The organism is Natrinema sp. LJW11 (assembly GCF_056135975.1).
This window is the reverse complement of sequence record NZ_JBWBDM010000006.1, coordinates 298,890-312,224: the sequence shown is the minus strand read 5'-3', so window position 1 is coordinate 312,224 and position 13,335 is coordinate 298,890. Positions and strand designations below refer to the sequence as shown.

Annotated in this window: 18 protein-coding genes and 1 tRNA gene; 14 read left to right on the top strand and 5 right to left on the bottom strand. The window is 62.5% G+C overall.

Annotated elements, in window-relative coordinates; translation table 11 throughout:
- Positions 1-46 precede the first annotated feature (46 nt).
- From AC0QDI_RS17615 to AC0QDI_RS17590, 6 genes are all read left to right on the top strand, one after another.
- Positions 47-3,118 (top strand): hypothetical protein, encoded by a 3,072-nt coding sequence (locus tag AC0QDI_RS17615; RefSeq protein ID WP_474670488.1) that lies wholly within the window; start codon positions 47-49, stop codon positions 3,116-3,118.
- Positions 3,118-3,447, top strand: coding sequence for a hypothetical protein (locus AC0QDI_RS17610; RefSeq protein WP_474670486.1), 330 nt, complete (start codon positions 3,118-3,120; stop codon positions 3,445-3,447). Before AC0QDI_RS17615 ends, AC0QDI_RS17610 begins: the two co-directional genes overlap by 1 nt.
- On the top strand, positions 3,444-3,845 hold the full coding sequence (locus AC0QDI_RS17605; RefSeq protein WP_474670484.1) for a hypothetical protein: 402 nt from the start codon (positions 3,444-3,446) through the stop codon (positions 3,843-3,845). Before AC0QDI_RS17610 ends, AC0QDI_RS17605 begins: the two co-directional genes overlap by 4 nt.
- Positions 3,838-4,785: a hypothetical protein gene (locus AC0QDI_RS17600; RefSeq protein ID WP_474670482.1), complete on the top strand. Its 948-nt coding sequence runs from the start codon at positions 3,838-3,840 to the stop codon at positions 4,783-4,785. Before AC0QDI_RS17605 ends, AC0QDI_RS17600 begins: the two co-directional genes overlap by 8 nt.
- A gap of 109 nt (positions 4,786-4,894) precedes the next feature.
- The gene (locus AC0QDI_RS17595) at positions 4,895-5,221 is read left to right on the top strand and encodes a hypothetical protein (RefSeq protein ID WP_474670480.1); all 327 of its coding nucleotides are present in this window, start codon (positions 4,895-4,897) and stop codon (positions 5,219-5,221) included.
- Positions 5,214-5,387, top strand: coding sequence for a hypothetical protein (locus AC0QDI_RS17590; protein WP_474670478.1), 174 nt, complete (start codon positions 5,214-5,216; stop codon positions 5,385-5,387). The genes AC0QDI_RS17595 and AC0QDI_RS17590 overlap by 8 nt, the downstream gene beginning before the upstream one ends.
- 1 nt (position 5,388) lies before the next feature.
- On the opposite strand, the gene AC0QDI_RS17585 is transcribed toward AC0QDI_RS17590, so the two are convergent.
- From AC0QDI_RS17585 to AC0QDI_RS17570, 4 genes are all read right to left on the bottom strand, one after another.
- A complete protein-coding gene (locus tag AC0QDI_RS17585; protein WP_474670476.1) occupies positions 5,389-6,720 on the bottom strand; it encodes a tyrosine-type recombinase/integrase in 1,332 nt (443 codons plus the stop codon).
- 449 nt (positions 6,721-7,169) lie between these two features.
- Positions 7,170-7,243 (bottom strand) — tRNA-Lys (locus tag AC0QDI_RS17580).
- An 81-nt stretch (positions 7,244-7,324) separates the two neighbouring features.
- Positions 7,325-8,020: a DUF7119 family protein gene (locus AC0QDI_RS17575; protein ID WP_474670474.1), complete on the bottom strand. Its 696-nt coding sequence runs from the start codon at positions 8,018-8,020 to the stop codon at positions 7,325-7,327.
- Between the two features lie 56 nt (positions 8,021-8,076).
- Positions 8,077-8,217 (bottom strand): hypothetical protein, encoded by a 141-nt coding sequence (locus AC0QDI_RS17570; RefSeq protein WP_176548157.1) that lies wholly within the window; start codon positions 8,215-8,217, stop codon positions 8,077-8,079.
- A 574-nt stretch (positions 8,218-8,791) separates the two neighbouring features.
- Between AC0QDI_RS17570 and AC0QDI_RS17565 the strand changes: the two genes are divergently transcribed.
- The 8 genes from AC0QDI_RS17565 to AC0QDI_RS17530 all read left to right on the top strand — a co-directional run bounded on the left by AC0QDI_RS17565 (position 8,792) and on the right by AC0QDI_RS17530 (position 12,739).
- The gene (locus AC0QDI_RS17565) at positions 8,792-8,932 is read left to right on the top strand and encodes a hypothetical protein (protein WP_474670472.1); all 141 of its coding nucleotides are present in this window, start codon (positions 8,792-8,794) and stop codon (positions 8,930-8,932) included.
- 79 nt (positions 8,933-9,011) lie between these two features.
- Positions 9,012-9,293 carry a DUF6360 family protein gene (locus tag AC0QDI_RS17560; RefSeq protein ID WP_474670470.1) on the top strand — a complete coding sequence of 94 codons (282 nt, stop codon included), beginning with the start codon at positions 9,012-9,014 and terminating at the stop codon, positions 9,291-9,293.
- Positions 9,294-9,391: 98 nt separating this feature from the next.
- Entirely contained in the window at positions 9,392-9,886 is a 495-nt protein-coding gene (locus tag AC0QDI_RS17555; protein WP_474670468.1) for a ferritin-like domain-containing protein, read from the top strand.
- Positions 9,887-10,112: 226 nt separating this feature from the next.
- Entirely contained in the window at positions 10,113-10,586 is a 474-nt protein-coding gene (gene rimI, locus AC0QDI_RS17550) for a ribosomal protein S18-alanine N-acetyltransferase (RefSeq protein ID WP_226039644.1), read from the top strand.
- Positions 10,587-10,651: 65 nt separating this feature from the next.
- Positions 10,652-11,137 carry a DUF5810 domain-containing protein gene (locus AC0QDI_RS17545; protein WP_474670466.1) on the top strand — a complete coding sequence of 162 codons (486 nt, stop codon included), beginning with the start codon at positions 10,652-10,654 and terminating at the stop codon, positions 11,135-11,137.
- Positions 11,138-11,162: 25 nt separating this feature from the next.
- Positions 11,163-11,573 carry a DUF5809 family protein gene (locus AC0QDI_RS17540; protein ID WP_474670464.1) on the top strand — a complete coding sequence of 137 codons (411 nt, stop codon included), beginning with the start codon at positions 11,163-11,165 and terminating at the stop codon, positions 11,571-11,573.
- A gap of 122 nt (positions 11,574-11,695) precedes the next feature.
- Positions 11,696-12,283, top strand: a complete 588-nt coding sequence (locus tag AC0QDI_RS17535; RefSeq protein WP_474670462.1) for an NUDIX hydrolase — start codon at positions 11,696-11,698, stop codon at positions 12,281-12,283.
- A 90-nt stretch (positions 12,284-12,373) separates the two neighbouring features.
- The gene (locus tag AC0QDI_RS17530; protein WP_474670460.1) at positions 12,374-12,739 is read left to right on the top strand and encodes a rhodanese-like domain-containing protein; all 366 of its coding nucleotides are present in this window, start codon (positions 12,374-12,376) and stop codon (positions 12,737-12,739) included.
- A gap of 283 nt (positions 12,740-13,022) precedes the next feature.
- On the opposite strand, the gene yciH is transcribed toward AC0QDI_RS17530, so the two are convergent.
- Positions 13,023-13,316: a stress response translation initiation inhibitor YciH gene (yciH, locus tag AC0QDI_RS17525; RefSeq protein ID WP_098725285.1), complete on the bottom strand. Its 294-nt coding sequence runs from the start codon at positions 13,314-13,316 to the stop codon at positions 13,023-13,025.
- Between the last annotated feature and the right edge of the window lie 19 nt (positions 13,317-13,335).

The window sequence follows — 13,335 nt, the reverse complement described above, 5'->3', positions numbered from 1 at the left end:
GGGCCCCCTTGCGCAACGGCAGCTTCTTCCACGGAGGCGGTGCCTGATGTCGGACTGCCCAACCTGCGGGAACCACTCTTGGCTCTGCCAGCAGTGTAAGATGGAGGCCCTCGAGGACCGCCACGGCACAGCGTCGGATCACTTCGAGACGGCCGCCGACGTCGACGACCAGGACGATCGCGACGAACTCGAATACTGCTGTACCAACTGCGACCACGAGTACTCCGGAGCTACCCCCTGCCCCAAGTGCGGAGCTCGCCAACGTCGGTACATCGGTCCGCTTCCAGGCGAAACCGAGGGTGATGAGGTCGAAACCGAGCAGGCGGTCACCGATGGCGGCACCATCACCGAGGGCGAGCTCGTCGACCGGGCTGTTCGCGAAGCCGCCGATCTCGTCGCGGCCGGTGACTCGAACGATGTCGCCGTTGGCTACGTCATCGACGAACACGAACTCGAGCACCGTCACGACAATGTTCGCGAGCGCCTCGAGGAACGACTCGAGCAGAAGGTCGTCACCGATGGTGGCCGGAATCCCGGGGACCTCGTCGTCCTGATTTGCGCGCCGTGCGGGTACCAGACGGTGGCCGCTGCGGGCGCATGGTCGATCACCAGTTGTCCCGACTGCCAGGGGGACCTCGAGATCGACGACGATCATGTCGTCCACAAGTGCCCGGCAGCGACCGACGTCAACCACGTCACCGTCGAGGCAGGCAAACGCTGTCCGTTCTGCCAGACGATCCAGCAGCGGATCGCGACCGACGGCGGCATCGATGTCGATTTCGACGTGATCCGCGAGGAGGTGTCGTTCTTCCTCCGGCGCGCCAGCTCTGGGGGTGCAAAGGCGGCGCTGCATCTTCCGGCAGAGGGCGCCACCCGCGAGGATCCCGCCGTCCGATGCAAGTACAACAACCGCGAGGGAGTCGCGTTTCGGCCGCAGGAACTCGATGCGACGCCGGACTGGCAGCTCATCAAACGCGGCTGCTCGGAATGCTTCGGGACGGCAACCAGGCCGACCGATGAACAGTGCGGACGGAAGCCATCGGACGTCCTCGAGGAGGCAGGCTTCGATGTTGTCACCGACGGCGGTCGCGATCTCGAGGGACGCCAGGCGTTCCTCGCCGGTGACGCCCACTGGTGCGATATCTGCTCGAAGCCGTTCGATACGCTCGCAGACCTGATCCACCACGACTGCGACGACAGCTCTGAACAGGCCGCAGTCGCCGACGGAGGCCACGAACCCGGCTCGATTGAGAATCGGCTCGCGGAGATCGACAAGCAGGCCGGGGTCATCCTCGAGGACCTCGACGACGAGGAACTCGAGTCGACCACTCGGCGGCTTGTCGAGGACTACCTCGGGATGATCCAATTTCATACCGAGACCATCGAGTTCCTCCTCGAGCACAGCGCACCGCCGTACGACGATGATGACGATGACGGTGGCACACCGATCGCGGTCACGGACGGCGGGCAGTCCGAGCACCGGGCGTGCTGCGAGGACTGCGCCTGGTCATACAGTGATTCGGACCTCGTCGACGTCTCCGACGAAATGGATCGTCACGCGCGCAAGGAGATGCATAACGTTGACCTCGAGCGGGCGGTCGCGACCGACGGTGGCGTCGATCAGTCCTCGAGCGGTACTGTTCACTCTAGGATTCGGAACTCCCCATTACCACATGAACAGGAGTCTCGGCCAATTGGGCGAATTCTCCCATCCTTGAGGACTCGTGCAGCGTACGCCGATCCACACCGTTCACACGCAACCAGCACTCGGTCGTCCTTAGTCAGAATCCTCACCCAAGTACTAAACACTGGAGTTTGCATCTTCAAACCCTCTATTGGCGATCTAGAAATTCGTTCAGCTGTCACAATCATACTTGAGTGCTCACTGAACCCGGATACTGCTCACGACGATCTCGAGATTCGCACTGATGGCGGCCAGGAGGCCGCAGCCTACATGAATGAAGAGGTCGAGCTACGGATCCGCGGTGACCGCGTCCACGTCCAGACGCTGCTCGCGATCCTCAGCGTGACCTCGAGTCAGATGTCGGGCGGGAAGCTCGACCAAGCAGGAGAGCTCGCGAAGTCCGTCCCGGATCAAGTGCTGACTCTCGAGGAGGCCCGCGACGCGGCCCACTCGATGATCGCAAGCGGTGGCGAAGGGTGGGCCGAAGACGATCCCGCGGAGGTACTCGATGTCGAGTATAGATCAGTCGTCGACGAGGACAATCGTGACGTCATGACCGACGGTGGCGTCAATCAGTCCTCGGCCGATACTGACCGATGCAAAAAGGCGAGTCGAATTTCGGTTTTAGTTCACAGTGAAAGCGACCACTCGTGTCCACAGTTCCCACATTGGAAGTCCGCTGTCGCCACTCCATCGACAACGTACTTTGTGAGCTGTTCTCCCAACCCATTCTCGCATTCTGGGCAACTAGCGTTCATCGCCATTTGTGCTAGTGACGGACTGGCATTATGCTTAATTCCCAATCACATAGGCATACAGAATAATGAACGATCTAATTGGACTGCGTGGTTACTACAGCCAGATACTGTTCGCGACGACGATCGCGAGATTCGCACTGATGGCGGCCAGGAGGCCGCGGCCTACATGACAGAAGAAGTCGAGCTGCGGATCCGCGGTGACCGCGTCCACGTCCAGACGCTGCTCGCGATCCTCAGCGTGACCTCGAGCCAGATGTCGGGCGGGAAGCTCGACCAAGCAGGAGAGCTCGCAAAGTCCGTCCCGGATCAAGTACTGACTCTCAAGGATGCCCGCGACGCGGCCCACTCGATGATCGCCAGCGGAGGCGAAGGGTGGGCCGAAGACGATCCCGCGGAGGCACTCGACGTCGAGTATCGATCAGTCGTCGAAGACGAGGACGACCGTGACGTCATGACCGACGGTGGCGTCGATCAGTCATCGGCCGATACTGAACGCGGTATGAATAAACGAGTGCGGACTACCGGATTGTGGTTGGGCCAAAGATCCGGTAGCCGCCTCTATAGTCAGGGGCCCCAGTCAGATAAAGGGGTACATCGTTCTAATATTTGTCATCAATATGATAGAATTGGCCGCTCATTGCAGTCGGATACTGGCCACCAGGGGGGTGACCAGTGATGTTCTACCGGGCCCGATTCGCACTCGCGAAGGCAATCGCCTACGCGATCTGCGAGCCCCAGCTCCGACTCGGTCGCCGGCATCACGACAACTACTGCGACGAGTGCGAGGAGTACTGTTCCCCGTACATGGCGGACAAGCTCGAGTTCCCGCTCGATCGCAACGAGATCGACGATCCAACCGCGACCACGAAATGGGAGAAGCTGCAGGCGATGTTCAACGCCGAATACGTCCGCGTCTGCCTCGAGTGCAGCGTCGATCTGGAGAGCGATCAGCCCGCTTCAGATTCAGGAACCTCCACGCGAAGCGAAGGGGGTGAGGACGCGTGAGTACCAGCGGCTCCCCCCGCGGCGGCGCTCCTCAGGATCAGCTGCCGTTCATCCGACGAAACGCCCACCTCCTACAGAACCTACCCCAGCCTGGCGAGCACTGGCGGTCTGATGCGATCCCAGAAGAACTCGCGAACCGGCTCGTTGGCCTCCATAACAAGGAGATCGTCAGGCGTGTCGGCCGAGTCGAGGTGGAGGAGTGGAAGCGACTCCGCTGTATCTGGGAGACAGACCCCGAGGCCTACCACCAGATCAACAAGGTACTCGAGGGCGACGATCGCGATGGTCTGCTTCCGTGTGGACACTCGGCGATCAACAACGAACGCGGCGTCGATGGAATCACCTGCGGTGTCTGTGGTGAGGTTCACGACCGTGAGGAGGTGACCGACGATGTCTAAGGCTGCGACCCCCGATGCGATCGACCCGATCGCACTCGAGGCCGCCGATCGAGCCCTCCTCGAGACAGACTTCTACAGCTGGTCGGACCCCGTCGCGATCAACGCCGCCGGCGCTGTCGAGTGGGAGGTCCCTCTCGGCGAGAACTGGCTGTTCGCGACCATCGCGATCGAGACGGCCCAAGGGACGGAGTACTCCGTCAAGATCGGCCCAGACGAAGCCGCCCTCTACCAGGACGGTGCTCGAAAGGGTACAGTCCTCCGCCTTGAACCTGCTGACGACGAGCCCGCACCAAGCGACAAAGTCTGGCACTGCGGCAAGTGCGACTACGGACCGACGAGTCAGCGCGGCGTAAAGATCCACAACAGCCGCTCCCACGAGGGTGATCCCGAGGTTTACCACACGTCAGAGTCACCGGATCCAAACGCCCTCGAGGAGGAGGCCGCGGACGACGACGCTGATGCTGACGGCGTTGGCGTCCAAGAAGAAGATCAAGACCTATCCGAAGACGATGCGAAAAGCGACGACGGCGGGGAACCCTTCCTCGCAGCTGCGAAGCGTAGCGGGAGCGATCAGAGCGGCACCTCAATCGAGGACGACACATCCACCAGCGAAAGCGACTCTGAGTCAGAGGCAGAGCAAGATGTCGCCCTTGAGGAGGAGGCCGCGGACGACAACGCTGGCGACGCCGGCGTCGATGTCCAAAAGGACGATCCCGCACGAATCACCGTCGACGCCGTCGACGACCCAGACGAGAACGACACCGCGATTGCGCTTCCCGACGGAGTGACCGCTGCCGACGTCGAAGCAGCTACTGCGGACTGCGAGACCCTCGGCGATGTCGGCGAAGCGATCGGTGTCACTCGCGGCCGGGCCCGAACGATCACGGTCGCCCTCAACTGCTACGGTGATGTTCAGGACCTTCCTGCAGGTGGTCGGTGATGTCTGGACACCGCGCTCGTCCCCAGCTGACGCCACTGCAGACGACTGCCCTACTCGGATTCGTCGCAGTTCTTCTCTGGATCACGCTTGCCGTCTACGGGGTGATCGCATGAGCTCGAGCGAGATCTCGGAGGAACTCGCTGCTCGACAACGCCGGCGCGCACGTGAGATGGCGATCGGCGAGGTCTCGCGGCACATCCGCGAGGAGAGCTGGCCGATCCGAGTCGGCGTCGACGCCGATCTCCGCGATGTCTGGCGTCGCGCCGAGCCAGTCCACGATCCGAGCGCTGCGAACGGCTGCGTCACTCGGCTAGATCTCGAGACCGAGACCCTGCTGTTGGCCCGGCAGGGTGGGCTGGTGACGTGCAAGCCGCTGGAGGACCGCTCGCAAACTGACCGTCGATATATCCGTAATCAGGTGACCACCGATGAGTAGCAAACAAAATTTTGTAGATAGCGATGACGAACTGGTGCCCGAGACGGGGGTCGACGCCCTTGAGGAGAACCGCGAACTCTTCGAGCGCATCGCCGACGCCGGTCTCTCGGTGTCCGAGCACTTCCAACGGGCGCTCGAACGCGCCGAGGAGGCCGACGATGAGTAGCTCAGTCCGGGAGGAGCAGTTGCTTCAGAGCGGGGTTCTTCTCGATCGCCTGCCGAGCCTCGAGGACGTCCTCGGGATCGACGTCGACGTCCTCGTCGGTAGCGCTTTCGGCGATACTCTCAGCCATATCGTTATCGACGTCGTCGACCTTCTCAGTCGCCTCGAGGGAGAGCGCGTTGTGACACCACATGCAGAAGTCCTTTTCACGGGGCGTCTCCCGGTGACAGCGCGGGCACTCGATCGGGCCCGTGTCGGCGGGTTCGTCGGTTTCGACATCGAGTCCGTGCATGCGTGCGTACGCGTTCTCATTCGATTCGTCGCCGAACCGAGCCATGTACCGAGCGGTATGTTCGGATCCACGCTTTCGACCCTGCCGGTCTTCGATCCGAGCGGTCGAGAACCCCTGGGTGACGAGCCAGCGGGTGTTCGACTTTCGGAAGTTCGTCGGCGTGACCGTCTTCGAGATTTCGACGCGGCCTGCAGCGTTCTTGAAGTAGTTCAGGAAGGTGTTGTAGCTGGGCCGATCGGGCGAGGAAAGCTTACTCCAGAGGTACGCCTGGTCGTCTTCGCTGGCGGGATGATCGTCGAGCCAGCGCTGGAGGTAGGGGACCGAGGAGATCAGATGAACGGTCCGCTCGCCCTCCTTGCCGTCGACGTGGAGGCCGATCGAGTGATCGCTGTCGAAGACGTCACCGACGTGGAGGTCGTAGAGCTCGCCACCGCGGAGTCCGGCCTCGAACTGGACGGCGAACAGCGCCTTATCGCGAGGGTTCCGAGCAGCGCCGACCATGTCTTGGAGATCGTCGTAGGTGAGGAGATCGCGTTCACTGGGGACGGGATCGAAGTCGTTGGACGTCCCGGTCGGGATCCAGGTCAGCGTCTCGGGCGGCTCATCCTTCTTGAGCCGGTAGCGGCCGAACGAGCGCAGCGCCGTCCGGTAGTCTTGGTTGGTGTGCTCGTTCGTATACTCGGAGTTGATCCAGCGGACGATCGCCTCGGCTACGGCCCGGTATTCGAGGGCGAGTCCGAGGAGGCCCTGCTGCTCGAGCAGTTCCTCGACGTCGTCTTCGTCGACGACGTCGGCGCCCTCGTCGTTGTCCTCGAAGTCCTCGACCGAGGGCGGGGTGACGAGGGCTGCCATCCGGCTGCAGTGCCGGAGCAGCTTGAGGTGACGGTGTTCGCCGATCTCCGAGGGGACGAGTCGGATGTTGTCAGAGAACTTCAGGAGATGCCGGCGATCGGCGTCGAACTGGACGTACCGAGCGTCCTCCCCGTTCGACCGGAGGCGTTCGCGAAGGGTGTCGACCTCTTCGCGTGGGTCTGCATCGGTCATGATTTCGTGACTGTAACCGTGAAGGAACCAATGGATTGTAAGGGTTCGGCTAGAAGCCGGCCCTTGGCTTTTCCAAACTACTCAGGGCGCAGTGGCTACTGCGTTCGATCATTTGATGTGATGTCCCGGATTCGTCTTTCGTCCTCACAGCCACACTCACGATATCCGATTTCAATAGTGTATTACTCAGCCACCCTAGCAGTTCTGAGAACCGATCGCAGATAGAAAACGGGCCGAACGTGATTTGAACGATGCCGAGGACCTGCTCACTCCGTTCGTAGAATCTCGGTCTGCTTCAGATTTCTCCTGCCCGGGATCTGAACACGCGGTCGGCCGTGCTCGAGGTTCGAGAGAGATCCACTCTCTCGTCATCAAACGAAACCGTCGTAGTTGCTCAATTCCGACGGTTCCGTTACTGACGACTCACGAAATTGTTCGTCGATAGAAAGCGGGCCGGGCGCGATTTGAACACGCGACCGTCTGGTTAAAAGCCAGACGCTCTGCCAAACTGAGCTACCGGCCCTGTAGTTTCCTTTTTCGGGGAACAGCGGTTAAACGTTTCTTTCTCCACTGCTTCGATACTGGCCTCGGGGTCCGATAACCGCTATTCGAAGTACTGTTCGAGCGCCTCGGTGACGAGCTGGCCGGGGTCGACGTTTTCGATGGATGCACGCCGCCGGAGATCGCGATATGTCATCGGTGAGAGGGTGAGTTCGAGTCGACCGAGGTCGATAGCATGTTCGTCAAGGGCCTGATCAATGGAGGCACCGTTGTTAATCGCGCTGGCGACGCTGCGGACGTCACGGACGGTGAGGTCGCCGTCGAGAGTAGCCCACGCGAGGAGGAGCCGTGATTCGCCGCCGACGCGGGCGATGTGTTTGGCAGCAGTCGGGGCGATCTGACCGAGTGCGACCTGTTTGCGGACCGAGCGCGGGAGATCGTGGACGCGGGCCCACTTGCGGATAAAGGAGACGGTGGCATCGCCGCCGGCGCGTTCGGCGGCGGCCTTGTAGGAGCCTTCGCCGCGAACGAGGGCAGCGCAGGCAGCTGCACCGCGAAGCATGTAGAGGTGATCGTCGTTGGTCTCACCGCCAGCGAACTGGCGGACTGTTTCGGCGGCATCTGCGAGGCTCTCGGGGTCGTCCGGATCGAACTGGACGGCTTCGCGGGCGCGGTTTCCGGCGACCGATTCATCGCCCCGGATAACGGGCGAACCGACGGGCGATTCGCGATCCGTCGGAATCGATCGATCGCTCTCGGCACGTCGGTGTGAACGATCATCGGGCCGATTGTCGGTCATGAAACTCGGTAGGAGTTCCGCGGTCAAAAAGGTCGTTATCGGGGCGGAAGACTCGGTTATTCTTCGCGCTGTTCGGCGAGATGTTCCCAGATCTCCGTACAGCCGGCTCCCTCTTCGATATCGTCGAGGTGAGCGTCGTCACGCTCTTCGGCTTCCTGCTTGATCGGCTCTGGTTTGCATTCGGCTGTATCAGTCATTAACGGCCATTCGAACCCCGTCGGCATAAGTACCGCTTCGGCTGCAAACGATACCCGTGCTCTGTCTTATGGGATCTTTCTGCCGCTATCTCTGACGAGCCGAGTTCTCGTAACAGCTGTTCGGTATCCGTTTGGTATCGAATCGCGCCTCGTTGGACCGAGAGTGAGGACCTAAATCTATGTGGAACCCTCGGAGTGGTGACTGGCGAACGATCAGCGGCCGTCACTCGATCCAGCACCATGCACAGTTGCCCTTTTCGGCTCGAACTGGAGCGAGTGTAGCGATCCGCTAGCCCCCGGTTGTAACGGTGTTGCTGTTCGTTTCGTCCGATACGGGTGTGACGAGATCTGATGTGTCGGCACAGTTGGAACGCTGTTGGGCGAGCGAGAATGCGAACGGTGGTGGGACGTTCTCCGAGAGTGTCGTCGATCCCCACGTGTAGCGACCGTCTTCGTTCCTCGAGCCGAGTTTCTATCCACGCTTCGAGTCAGGAACCGAGCGACCGCGAACGAGTTGGGGCAAAAACAGCCGATAGGTGTGGCGCCTGCTGTAGCGTTTGATGGGATGATCGCCGTGAATAGTGAGAGCTCGAGTCCGTTCGTCTCCGCGTTCGAACTCGGACAGCGGTCGGACGCTCCGGAATGTGGGCCGAGCGTCCTCTCGATCACGTCTGATACCTGCTTCGCGGAACGCGTCGACGACCGCGCCTCGTGATCGTTCCGTTCCCGTTCTCGAGCTCGGCGCTCGAGACGGCCGGCAGTATAAGTGCTCGGAGACTGAGAATCGAATCGATATGTCCGATCGACTGATGTCGGTTACCGCGTACACGACGTTGGATTACGTCGAGGGGAAAGCAGTGGGTGAGTCCTTCGAGTGGGAATCGGTCGCCGTCGTGAACGCGACCGCTGATCGGGAGGATCCCGACAGCGTTCGACTCCAACTCGAGCTCGATAATCTCGCCGAGGAGCACCTGCCAAAGCACATGGACGAACTCGAGTTGACGCCGGAACAGGCCCGGACGCTGGCCGCGGACCTCGAGAAACAGGCGGATCGAGTCGAGGACGCCGCGGAGTAGCTGCGGCTGCGCCGGCGGCGACGGTGGTCCGCACCGGCGCCTGCCGTCGCAGGCTCCCGTCTTTTTCACTCGGGCAGCGAACGACGGAGTGGATTACCATGAGCATGAACACTATTCAGGACCTGTTCGAGCACGGCCTCGAAGACATCTATCACGCGGAGCACCAGTTGCTCGACGCGCTCGAGGAACTCGAGGGAAACACCGAGCGCGACGAGATCTCGAACGCGTTCTCGGAACACCGCGAGGAGACCCGAGATCAGATCGACCGGCTCGAGGAGGTCTTCGATATGTTCGGCGAGCCACCCGAGAAGGAGGAGTGCGAGGGTATCGAAGGGCTTCTCGAGGAGTACGAGGAGTTCACGTCGATGGACCCCGCTCAGGAGGTACTGGACTACCACAATATGGCGGCCGCCGAGAAAACCGAGCACTACGAGATCGCCGCGTACGGGAACCTGATCCCGCTGGCGGACCAGCTCGGGATGGGCGACGCGGCCGATCTCCTCGAGGAGAACCTCCGGGAGGAGCAAGACGCCCTCGACGAACTCAAGGGACTGACCGAGGACTTCGAGATCGACGCGATCCCGGCCGAGTGAGCCGCATGGCCGAGGAGTCCGACGCGCAAGACGACGAGGGCCGGAGACAGTACGGCGGCACCGAAGACGCGGAGCCGACGACCGATCCCGTTGAGGACGAAGGCGAAGCGAGCGACGAGTAGGCCGTGCGCGATCCGTTCTCGCGGCGGAGTCGATCGCGCCTCGAACTCGAGTGGCCCTGCCGCGACGCGTACGGCTTTTACTGTTCGGTGCGTTACCCTCGCGTGTGACGACGCCCGCCCCGGAGAGACGCGAGGAGGTGTCGATTCGACCGGCAGAGCGTGCGGATTTACTCGCGGTCGTTCGTATCGAGAACGCGTCGTTCGCACAGGCCTGGCCGTACAACGCCTTCGAGCGGTTTCTCGGCGAACCGGGGTTTCTCGTCGCGGAGATCGACGGCGAGATCGCCGGCTACGTCGTCGCCGACGTGACACAGCAGATCGGTCGCGCGCTCGGCCACGTCAAGGACGTCGCCGTTCACCCGGAGCACCGCCGGGCGGGCGTCGCCTCGACGTTGCTCTCCCGATCGCTCGGCGTGCTCGCGGCCCACGGTGCGGAGACGGTCAAACTCGAGGTTCGGCGGTCCAACGACGGGGCGAAGCGGCTGTATCGAGGCTTCGGCTTCGATCCGCTTCGGCGGGTCGCCAACTATTACGGCGACGGCGAGGACGCGATCGTGATGATTCGGAAACTTCGATAGCGGGTTGTGGGACTGCGATTAGCGGGGTGCGCCACGTTTTACCGTCCGAAACCGTACGGTCTCGTATGGGATACGCCTGTCCGGTCTGTGATGTCGAAGAGGCCGACGCGGTGCACCTCGCAAATCATCTGGCGATCACCGCGTCGCTCGGCCGCGAAAACCATCGCGAGTGGCTCGAGGAGCACGCGCCCCACTGGGGCGAGTGCAGTCCCGAGGAACTCGGCGAGATCGTCAGTCCCCACGCACGGGAAACCGATACGCCCGAGTTCGAGGAGGCCGGCCACAATCACGACCCCGGTCGCCCCGACTCGCTCGAGGAGGGAATCGCCCGCCAGAGCGGTCAACCCGGCCGTGGTTCGATGACCACCGAGGCTACAAACGTCCTTCAGGAAGCCGCCGAACTGACTCGAGAGATGCAGGCTGCAGGCGAGAGCGACGCTGACGACGAATCGCCGTCGAACGCGGACGACCTGGCGGGCGACGGCGCGGACGGCGACCGCGTAGAGGGAGATCACGGAGAGGGCGACGGCGACGAGAACGAAAACGCGTAACTGCGTCTCTGCCGACTGGACGGATATGCACACAGTGGGGACGTTCACGTTCGAGTCGGTCGCGGACGCGCGCACGGAGTACGAGTCGGCCGGCCCAGCGGCTCAGACGGTCGTCCGCGAGGTCGCGAAGGCAATGGAGTTCGACCGCGAGGAGTACGACGACCGCGTCACCGGAGACGTCGTCGAAACCGCACGCGACGCCCTCTTCGCGAGCCTGCTCGAGGTTCGCGTCGGTTCCCGCGAGGAGTTCGAGGCCTGGCGCGAGGACCACGACGGCGAAGTGACGATGGCGGGTCACGAGGACGTCGACCGCGTCGTTTGGCACGCGGGACCGGACGACGAGGCCGTCGCGGCGACGTTTCAAAACGAGGAGGCGGCGGCCATCGCGACGCTTCGTCGACAGGCGTTCGGGCGGTTGTACCGGGATATCGTGTAGGTCGCCTCCGTTGTACTCGAATCCGTGAGCGGCGACGGGGGACTTTCGGATGAGTAACTGTTTCGTCGCAGCCAGCGGAGCGACCAGCACCTATTATCCGCTCGAGCGCCCACGTGTCCACGATGACTGCACCCGACGAGTGGGACTTACTCGAGGAGCGAACCGAGTACGAGACGGGTTGGTACGACGGCGGCTACGATCTGCTCGAACAGCCCGACGGGAGCCGGAAACGGTACTACTGGGCTGCCCTCCCTCCCGCGGTCGTCGTGGTCGCGCGGATCGACGGGGGCGTCCTCGCGGACGCGGAGAGCGGCGGTGACGCTGGCGGCGACGAAGACCGCCTCTTGTTCGTCGAACAGTATCGGCCCGCGATCCGCGAGACGCACCTCGAGCTCCCCGCGGGGATCGTCGAGGACGGCGAGTCTTATACGGGAGCGGCGACCCGCGAACTCGAGGAGGAGACCGGCTTTCGCCCCTCGAGCACCGCGCTCCTTCAGGAGTACGCGGTCGCGACCGGCGTGTTGCGCCACGACCGCGGCGTCGTCTACGCGGAGGGGCTCGAGCCCGGCGAGCGGGAACTCGACAACAACGAGTTCCTCGAGGTGACGACGGTGCCGGTGGGCGAGGCGCTCGAGCGCGCCCGCAAACAGCCGGCGAACGATTCGACGCTGTCGGCGCTGTTGCTCGCGAAGGAAGACGGCGTCCTGTAGCGCGATCGCGATTCGCTGGACTCGCTCCACCGGATCGGCCGGACGACTGGACCCGTACCCTTATTCAGCCCGCGACCGAACGCGACGATAATGGACGGCGAAATCTCCACCGACGAGGTCAAGGAACTCCTCGAGGACGATGCCGACGTTCGCATCGTCGACATTCGCGACGAGCGAAGCTTCACGCACAGTCACATCCCGGACAGCGAGAACATTCCCTTCCACGATCTCACGGAGCGCGTGGACGAGCTCGAAGACGACGATCACATCGTCACCGTCTGTCCGCACGGAAAGGCGAGCGTGCAGGCCGCAAAGCTCATCGGTTCCTACGAGGGGACCGCCGATGCGCGCGTCGAAAGCATGGCGGGTGGCCTCGACAAGTACGGCATGAAGTTCGGCCTCGTTCGCGAGGAGGAAGACGAGGACGAACCGGCCGACCGCGAATCTCCGTTCTAATCGGATTCGGTCGCAGGCTTAGTGCACGCTCCGCCCCTCACGGAGCCTCGCGTCGGATCCCCGTTGTTCGGCCGACGGCTCGGCTCAGCAGTTCGGCTCAGCGAATCGGCCTCGTGCCGGAGCGGTGACGCGATTAGTCGAGCGAGTGGGAGGGGGACGTTCGCTCGAGACGACGGCGCGACCGCTCGGGACGGCGACGTGGCTTTCGATCGGTGTGAAAAAACGAAGAGGTGCGTTGCGATGCGGTCGCGGGTTCGGAAGTCGTCTCAGCACATTGCGGGTATCAGGCGACGTTGAAACCCCGGTCCCGAAGGAACTCTTCGATGCGACCGGTGTGGTTGCCTTGGAGTTCGATGTGGTCGTCCTCGACGGTGCCGCCACACGCGAACTTCGATTTGAGATCCGACGAGAGACTGTCCAGATCGACGTCCTTCGGATCGAATCCTTCGACGATCGTTACCTCTTTTCCGTATCTGCGCTCGTCAATGCGGATGTTGAGTTGCTGTTGTCCCTTGGCTACGTCCTCGCAGACGCAGAGTTCCTCGGGCAGCCCGCACGTCGAGCAGACTTCCGACATTACGTTCGTAGCTATGAAA

Bases quoted from the DNA above. Each gene is read 5' to 3' on its own strand.
- AC0QDI_RS17615 (WP_474670488.1), top strand. From the start codon at position 47: ATGTCGGACTGCCCAACCTGCGGGAACCACTCTTGGCTCTGCCAGCAG.
- AC0QDI_RS17610 (WP_474670486.1), top strand. From the start codon at position 3,118: ATGTTCTACCGGGCCCGATTCGCACTCGCGAAGGCAATCGCCTACGCG.
- AC0QDI_RS17600 (WP_474670482.1), top strand. From the start codon at position 3,838: ATGTCTAAGGCTGCGACCCCCGATGCGATCGACCCGATCGCACTCGAG.
- AC0QDI_RS17595 (WP_474670480.1), top strand. From the start codon at position 4,895: ATGAGCTCGAGCGAGATCTCGGAGGAACTCGCTGCTCGACAACGCCGG.
- AC0QDI_RS17590 (WP_474670478.1), top strand. From the start codon at position 5,214: ATGAGTAGCAAACAAAATTTTGTAGATAGCGATGACGAACTGGTGCCC.
- AC0QDI_RS17585 (WP_474670476.1), bottom strand. From the start codon at position 6,720: ATGACCGATGCAGACCCACGCGAAGAGGTCGACACCCTTCGCGAACGC.
- AC0QDI_RS17575 (WP_474670474.1), bottom strand. From the start codon at position 8,020: ATGACCGACAATCGGCCCGATGATCGTTCACACCGACGTGCCGAGAGC.
- AC0QDI_RS17570 (WP_176548157.1), bottom strand. From the start codon at position 8,217: ATGACTGATACAGCCGAATGCAAACCAGAGCCGATCAAGCAGGAAGCC.
- AC0QDI_RS17560 (WP_474670470.1), top strand. From the start codon at position 9,012: ATGTCCGATCGACTGATGTCGGTTACCGCGTACACGACGTTGGATTAC.
- AC0QDI_RS17555 (WP_474670468.1), top strand. From the start codon at position 9,392: ATGAGCATGAACACTATTCAGGACCTGTTCGAGCACGGCCTCGAAGAC.
- AC0QDI_RS17545 (WP_474670466.1), top strand. From the start codon at position 10,652: ATGGGATACGCCTGTCCGGTCTGTGATGTCGAAGAGGCCGACGCGGTG.
- AC0QDI_RS17540 (WP_474670464.1), top strand. From the start codon at position 11,163: ATGCACACAGTGGGGACGTTCACGTTCGAGTCGGTCGCGGACGCGCGC.
- AC0QDI_RS17535 (WP_474670462.1), top strand. From the start codon at position 11,696: ATGACTGCACCCGACGAGTGGGACTTACTCGAGGAGCGAACCGAGTAC.
- AC0QDI_RS17530 (WP_474670460.1), top strand. From the start codon at position 12,374: ATGGACGGCGAAATCTCCACCGACGAGGTCAAGGAACTCCTCGAGGAC.
- yciH (WP_098725285.1), bottom strand. From the start codon at position 13,316: ATGTCGGAAGTCTGCTCGACGTGCGGGCTGCCCGAGGAACTCTGCGTC.